Annotated in this window: 6 protein-coding genes and 1 tRNA gene; 2 read left to right on the top strand and 5 right to left on the bottom strand. The window is 76.0% G+C overall.

The window, feature by feature from the left end; genetic code table 11:
• Positions 1–2: 2 nt before the first annotated feature.
• Positions 3–1028 (bottom strand): selenide, water dikinase SelD, encoded by a 1026-nt coding sequence (gene selD, locus ACFC02_RS19520; protein WP_376358399.1) that lies wholly within the window; start codon positions 1026–1028, stop codon positions 3–5.
• Positions 1029–1059: 31 nt separating this feature from the next.
• On the opposite strand from selD, the gene ACFC02_RS19525 reads away from it, so the two are divergent.
• Positions 1060–1152, top strand: a tRNA-Sec gene (locus tag ACFC02_RS19525).
• Between the two features lie 43 nt (positions 1153–1195).
• Here the strand turns inward: ACFC02_RS19525 and ACFC02_RS19530 are convergent.
• From ACFC02_RS19530 to ACFC02_RS19545, 4 genes are all read right to left on the bottom strand, one after another.
• Positions 1196–2998 (bottom strand): SelB C-terminal domain-containing protein, encoded by a 1803-nt coding sequence (locus ACFC02_RS19530; RefSeq protein ID WP_376358402.1) that lies wholly within the window; start codon positions 2996–2998, stop codon positions 1196–1198.
• 9 nt (positions 2999–3007) lie between these two features.
• A complete protein-coding gene (gene selA, locus ACFC02_RS19535; RefSeq protein WP_376358405.1) occupies positions 3008–4396 on the bottom strand; it encodes an L-seryl-tRNA(Sec) selenium transferase in 1389 nt (462 codons plus the stop codon).
• Positions 4397–4528: 132 nt separating this feature from the next.
• A complete protein-coding gene (locus ACFC02_RS19540; protein WP_376358408.1) occupies positions 4529–5230 on the bottom strand; it encodes a hypothetical protein in 702 nt (233 codons plus the stop codon).
• A gap of 58 nt (positions 5231–5288) precedes the next feature.
• Positions 5289–5846: a hypothetical protein gene (locus tag ACFC02_RS19545; protein ID WP_376358411.1), complete on the bottom strand. Its 558-nt coding sequence runs from the start codon at positions 5844–5846 to the stop codon at positions 5289–5291.
• 325 nt (positions 5847–6171) lie between these two features.
• On the opposite strand from ACFC02_RS19545, the gene ACFC02_RS19550 reads away from it, so the two are divergent.
• The gene (locus tag ACFC02_RS19550) at positions 6172–6609 is read left to right on the top strand and encodes a hypothetical protein (protein WP_376358414.1); all 438 of its coding nucleotides are present in this window, start codon (positions 6172–6174) and stop codon (positions 6607–6609) included.
• Positions 6610–6655: the final 46 nt, after the last annotated feature.

Below are 6655 nucleotides of genomic sequence, written 5' to 3' on the forward strand. Positions count from 1 at the left end.
TCTCACCTGAGGACGAGCGAGTGCGGGCCGCGCGGGACCAGTTCGCCGATCACGGGGGCCCCGGGGACCTCCCCGGCGACGAGCAGGCCGCCGGAGGTCTGCGCGTCGGCCAGCAGCAGCCGCGTGTCGGGGTCGGTGCCGCCGAAGTCGGTGAACGGCGCCACCCACTCCAGGTTGCGCCGCGTGCCCCCGCTGACGTACCCCGCGCGGACGGCTTCGCGGGCGCCCTCCAGGTAGGGCACGGCGGCGGTGTCGACCACCGCGGTGACGCCCGAGGCTCGGGCCAGTTTGTGCAGGTGGCCGAGGAGCCCGAAGCCCGTCACGTCGGTGGCGCAGCGGGCGCCCGCGGCGAGGGCGGCGGCTGCCGCGTCCCGGTTGAGGGCCACCATCGTGGCCACCGCCTGCGCGAACCGCTCCCCGGTGGCCTTGTGACGGTTGTTCAGGACGCCCAGGCCGAGCGGTTTGGTCAAGGACAGCGGCAGGCCGGGGCGGCCGGCGTCGTTGCGCAGCAGCCGGGCCGGGTCCGCGACACCGGTGACGGCCATGCCGTACTTGGGTTCCGGATCGTCCACGCTGTGCCCGCCGCCGACGTGGCAGCCGGCCTCGGCGGCGATCTCGAGGCCGCCGCGCAGCACCTCGCGGGCCAGCTCGAAGGGCAGTACCTCGCGGGGCCAGGCCAGGAGGTTCACGGCGAGGAGCGGGCGGCCGCCCATGGCGTACACGTCGGACAGGGCGTTGGCCGCGGCGATGCGGCCCCAGTCGTAGGGGTCGTCGACGACCGGGGTGAAGAAGTCGGCGGTGGACACGAGCGCCGGCGCGGCGGTCCCCTGCGGTGCGGGCAGGGCGACGACCGCCGCGTCGTCGCCGGTGGCCGGGCCGACCAGCATCGGGGCGTCGGCCGGCGGCGGCAGCGGCGCCGTCAGCCCGCCGAGCAGGTCCTCCAGCTCACCGGGCGGGATCTTGCAGGCGCAGCCCCCGCCGTGGGCGAACTGCGTGAGCCGTACGGGTGTCTCGCGGCTGGCGGTCATGCCGGGTCCTTCCGGTAGCCTGGCGGGCGGTGGAGGCGTGTGGGTGCCTGGTGGCCCTCCCGGTCTTCAAAACCGAGGTGCCCGAGGATCTCGGGCAGGCGGGTTCGATTCCCGTCCGCCTCCGTCCCCCTTCAGCTGTCGCCCGCTTCACGTGCCGCCCTCGTGCTTCACGTGTTCGGGGGCTTTCGAGGGTCCTGCGGGCGGCAGCGCCGGTGCAGGTCGTCGACGCGTTCGGTGTGTCCGCGGGCGTCGAGGAGCTCCAGGAGCGGCACGGCGACCCGGCGGGTGGTGTCGAGGGCCCTGCGCGCCTCGCTCAGGGTGAAGGGCTGCGGCAGCCGGCGCAGCACCGCGGCGGCCTCGGTGTCCGCCCCCGGCAGCAGGACGACGGTGTCGCTCACGCGCAGCAGCGCGCGCGCCCGGACGGCGGCGGCCAACGCCTTGCGGTGCAGGCCGAGTTCGGCGAGCCGGTCGGCCTCGGGCGCCCGGAAGGGCGTCTTCTCCAGTTCCTGGCGTACGGCGTCCACGGCGGCCCGCAGGGACGGTGGCAGGGCGGGGCGGACGCTGCCGGGGCCGTACAACCGACCTTCCCTGCTGTGCAGCGCGGTGGCGCCCGGGGTGCGGGCGAGGGCGTCCACCAGAGCGCGGTCGGGCAGCTCGAGCAGCCGCCGGGCGGCTTCGGTGGGCAGGCCCGGCTCCATGGGGTGTTCCCCGGCGTACCGCTCGACCTCGGCGGCCAGCCGCGTCCGCAGTCCGGCCCAGTGGTGCTCGTCGGCGAGCCAGTCGCCGGTGACCGGCTCGGCGGGCGCGGGCACGCCCATGGCCAGCAGCTCCGTACGGCGGACGAGCCGGCGGCGGCGCAGTTCGGCGGCGCCGTCGGGCCGGCCGGTCAGCATGGCGAGTTCCGCGGCGCGGGCCCGGCCCGCGCCCCGCCGGTCCAGGCGCGGCGGACGGACGTCGAGGACGGTCGCCGCGCAGGGCGTGCGGCCGCCGCCCGGTTCGCGCAGGACCGCCCGGTCCCCGACGCGCAGCGGCAGCGCCCGGCTCAGGGTGAGCCGGGCGGTGTCCTCGCCCAGCGGTCGGACGGTCACCGCGACGGCGGCCGTGCCGAGGTGCAGGCGTACCGTCCGCGGCAGTTCACCGGCCGGTTCACCGGCCACACGGACGTCGATCAGGTCGGTGAGCAGCCAGCGGTCCGGGGTCAGCAGCACGTCCCCGCGGCGCAGCGCTCCGTCCAGGGAGCCGTGCACGTTGACCGCGACGCGCGCCACCCCGCTGACGGCCGTCCGCTCCCGCCGGAGGCTCTGCAGCGCCCGCACCCGCAGCGCGGTCGTGCCGTCGGAGGCCACCAGCCGGTCGCCGACCCTGAGGGTGCCCGCGCCGAGCGTGCCGGTCACGACGGTGCCGTGGCCGCGCACCGTGAAGGCGCGGTCCAGCCACAGCCGTACGTCGGCGTCGGCGGGCGGTACGGGCAGGGCGTCGGCGAGGCGGGCCAGCTCGGTGCGCAGCGCGTCCAGGCCGGCGCCGGTCACGGTGCTCACCGCGACGGACGGCACGGTGCCCAGCGAGGTGGCGGCCAGCCGCCTGACCGCGTCCGCGCGCACCGGCTCGGGGTCGGCGAGGTCGCTGCGGGTCACGGCGAGCACGGCGTGGCGCACGCCGAGCGCGTCGAGGATCACGAGGTGCTCCTGCGACTGCGGCTGCCAGCCCTGGTCGGCGGCGACCACGAACAGCACCGCGGGCACGGGGCCCGCCCCGGCCAGCATGGTGGCGACGAACTTCTCGTGCCCCGGCACGTCGACGAAGGCGAGGTACTCGCCGTCCGGTTCGGTCCGCGTCCACACGAAGCCGAGGTCCAGGGTGAGCCCGCGGCGCCGTTCCTCCTCGTAGCGGTCGGGCTCCATCCCGGTCAGGGCCCGCACCAGGGCGGACTTGCCGTGGTCGACGTGGCCGGCGGTGGTCAGGACCCGCATGGCGCCCGCCTACCCTTCCGCGGCCCGTCGCACGGCCCCGGCCAGCCGTTCGTCGTCCTCGGCCGGGACCGCCCGCAGGTCGAGCAGGCACCGCCCGGCCTCGACCCGTCCGACGACGGGGAGCGGTCCGGTGCGCAGGGCCGCGGCGTACCGTTCGGGGAGGGACAGGGCCGCGCTGGGCAGCGTCACGCCGGGTGCGCCTCCGCCGCCGACCGTGGCGGCGCAGCCCACGGCCCGTACGTCGATGCCGGCGTCGCCGAGCGCGGCGGCGAGCCGTTCGGCGCGGCGCGTCAGCTCCCCGGGGTCGGCGGTCAGGGCGGTGGCGGTCGGGGTCGCGGGGCCGGTCAGGGTCGCCTCCAGCGCGGCGAGGGTGAGCTTGTCGACGCGCAGGGCGCGGGCCAGGGGGTGCCTGGCGAGGCGGTGGACGAGTTCGGCGTCGCCGAGGAGGAGTCCGCACTGGGGCCCGCCGAGCAGTTTGTCCCCGCTGGCGGTCACCAGGGCGGCACCGGCCCGCAGTTCGGTCTCGGCGTCGGGCTCGTCCGGCAGCAGCGGGTGGGGGGCGAGCAGCCCGGAGCCGATGTCGACGACGACCGGCACGCCCAGTGTCGCGAGGTCGCGGGTCGCGGCGGCGCGGGTGAAGCCGGTGACGCGGAAGTTGGACGGGTGGACCTTCAGGACGAAGCCGGTCCGCGGGCCGACGGCCCCGGCGTAGTCCGTGACGTCCGTACGGTTGGTGGTGCCGACCTCGCGGAGCCGGGCGCCGGTGGAGACCAGCAGGTCGGGCAGGCGGAATCCGTCGCCGATCTCCACCATCTCCCCGCGGCTGATGACGATCTCCCGGCCGGCGGCGAGCGCGGTCGCGGCGAGGACCAGGGCGGCGGCGCCGTTGTTGACGACGTGCGCTGCGGGCGCGACCGGGACCCGGGCGCGCAGGGCCGCCAGGGCGCTGCGGCCGCGGCGGGCCCGGACGCCGGTGGCGAGGTCCAGTTCGACGTCGGTGGGGCCGGCGGCGTCCCGCACCGCCTGCCGGGCAGCCGCCGACAGCGGCGCCCGGCCGAGGTTGGTGTGCAGGAGGACGCCGGTGGCGTTGATCACCGGGCGCAGTCCCCCGGCCGTGGGCGGCAGCAGCGCGAGGGCCGTGTCCACCACGTCCTCGGGCGCGAGGCTGCCGTGGCGTGCCTGTTCCTGCGCCTGCCGCACGGCCGCCTTGACGGGGCCCGGGCCGAGCCGCCGCGCCGCCCGGAGCAGTCGTGGGTCCCGCAGGACGGCGTCGGTGCGCGGGATGCGCCGCCGGGCGTCCCCCGCCGGCCTGTTCCGATCGGTGCCGGGGGCGCCGTCGCCGGGCGCTCGCGCCGGGGAGCCGTCCCGCTCCCGCTGCCCCGCGACCCGCTGGTCCACCGCAGCCCCTCCGTTCCCAGCCCGCCCTCCTGACCGTCCGGGCAGGCCCATCGTCCCTCAGCCACAGGTGTCCTCCGCACGACACGCCGGTACCCCGGCGGCGGCGGAGGACACCTGTGGACGGGCGGGCTGTCAGGTGCTGAGGAGACGGTTGAAGAAGGACCGGTAGCGGCGCAGCGCCTTGCGCAGTTCCTCCGTGTCCACCTGTTCGCCCTGGCTCCACTGGCCTTCCAGCTCCTGCTTGTGCCGGGCGAAGGTCGCGGCCAGGGTCTGCATGACGTCGGCGACGAGGGTGTCGGCGGTGTGCACGGCCTCCCGGGGGTCGTCGACGAACTGGCTCTGGGTCTCGCCCCAGCGCTCGCGGAACCCCTGCTCGTCCTCCTCGCTCAGCAGCCGCGGGGCGCCCTCGGCGTCGTCGGTGGACGTGGTGGGCGTTCCCCGGGTCCCGGCCGCTTGTGGAGTTCCCCCCGTACCGGCAGGCGCCGCCGTGTCGGCGGTCCCGGACATGTCCGAAGCCCTGACCGGGTCCGAAGTCCCCGGCATGTCCGGTGTCGTGGCCGTGTCGGGCGCTCGGACCGTGTCGGGTGTTCCGGCCGTGTCCGCCGCCGTGTCACCGCGGTCCGCCGTCGGCGTGCCGGTGGTGCCGGGGCGCCTGCCCGGGGCCTGCTCCCCGGTCGTCCCGCCGGTGCTCTCACCGGGGAAGACGGGGGGCCTGCGGGCGGCCGTCCCTTGTTCGGCGTCGGTGGGCGCCGGTGCACCGGAGGGCTGCTGTGCCAGGTCCTCGGTGGACAGGCCGCCGCTGAAGCGGCTCGGCTGGTCTTTGTCTCTGTGCATGGTGTTCCTCCCTGCCGGGCGGCACCGTCACAGGCGCCGGCCGGGGTGGCGGACCGGGTCAGGACCGGGCGGGTTGGGCCCGGCCGCCGTCGGAGAGCAGTTCGTCGAAGAGCGCCCGGTAGTGCACCATGGCGCCGCGCAACTGCTCGGTGGTGGCCTTGCTGCTGGTGCTGAGCGCTTCGACCTCGTGGGCGGCCCGGTAGTGCTCGAGCGTCCTGCCGTGTTCGACGGAGAGGTCCGCGGCCTGCTGCTCGAACCCGCCGGTCGGGTAGCCCCGCTCGTGCATCAGCGAGGTCACCAGCCGGTCCGCGTCGTGCACCGCGTCCTCGGGCCGGTCCACGAACTCCTGCTGGACGCTGCTCCACTCGCGCGTGTAGCGGTCGCGTGAGACGGCGGGCAGCGGCTTGATGTCCAGCGAGTCGTGCCGCTTTTCACGGGCCTTGAGTTCGCGCTCGCCCGCCCTGCGGCTCTCGGCGCCCTCGACGGTCCGCTCGTACTCGGGGCCGAAGCGCTCGCGCAGGTGGCGGCGGCGGTTCAGCAGGGAGACCGCAACGGCGATCAGGGCCAGCACGACGATGATCGGAATGATGATGGCGAGAAGTGTTCCCGTGGACATGTGATGCACCCCCTTGGGCACTGCTCCGCGTGCCCGGCATCCGCCGTGTTATTCGCGCGGGCGCCCCGCCTTCCTCCTTCCCGTCTCTTCCGGCCCCGCCACCGCCGCTCAAGATGCCATCACCCGAGCGGGCGACTAGCGTCTACCCATGAGAGCCGCAACCGGAGGCACGCCCCTCCGGCGAGGTCTCCACCGCGGGGCCCGTCGGACGTGTCGCATCCGGCTGTGACGCCGACGACCGCGCCGCACATCTTCTTCAGGCGGGCGCGGCCATCATTCTCGCGCGGTCCCCATGCGCGAGACGATGGAAGGAAAGGTACAACCCATGCGAGCACAGCGCGTCAAGCGCCTCTTCGCCGTGTCCGCGGCCGGCATCATGATGGCCGGCGGCGCCGCGATCGGGGCGGCCGGGACCGCATCGGCCCATGACTCGAACTACAACTCCCACGACCACTCCGGTTACAGCCGCGACTTCTCGGACCACGGTTGGTGGGACAACGACGGCGGCGGCTACGGCGACCATGGTGGACGCGGTGGCGACCACGGCGGCGACTTCGGCGGACGTGGCGGCGACCACGGCGGCGACTTCGGCGGCGGTGGCGACCACGGCGGTGGCGGTGACCACGGCGGCGGTGGCGACCACGGCGGTGGCGGCGACCACGGCGGTGGCGGTGACCACGGCGGCGGTGGCGGAGGCCACGGCGGCGGTGGCGGAGGCCACGGCGGCGGTGGCGGAGGCCACGGCGGCGGTGGCGGACGCTGACCGAACGGATCCAGTCGATTCGCGGCGTGCGGCCCGGTCTCCGGAC

This window comes from Streptomyces sp. NPDC056160, assembly GCF_042268205.1.
Lineage (GTDB): Bacteria > Actinomycetota > Actinomycetes > Streptomycetales > Streptomycetaceae > Streptomyces.

What these genes read in the sequence shown, in the direction of transcription:
- ACFC02_RS19530 (WP_376358402.1), bottom strand. Translation starts at nt 2,998, where the DNA reads ATGCGGGTCCTGACCACCGCCGGCCACGTCGACCACGGCAAGTCCGCC.
- ACFC02_RS19540 (WP_376358408.1), bottom strand. Translation starts at nt 5,230, where the DNA reads ATGCACAGAGACAAAGACCAGCCGAGCCGCTTCAGCGGCGGCCTGTCC.
- ACFC02_RS19550 (WP_376358414.1), top strand. Translation starts at nt 6,172, where the DNA reads ATGCGAGCACAGCGCGTCAAGCGCCTCTTCGCCGTGTCCGCGGCCGGC.
- selD (WP_376358399.1), bottom strand. Translation starts at nt 1,028, where the DNA reads ATGACCGCCAGCCGCGAGACACCCGTACGGCTCACGCAGTTCGCCCAC.
- ACFC02_RS19545 (WP_376358411.1), bottom strand. Translation starts at nt 5,846, where the DNA reads ATGTCCACGGGAACACTTCTCGCCATCATCATTCCGATCATCGTCGTG.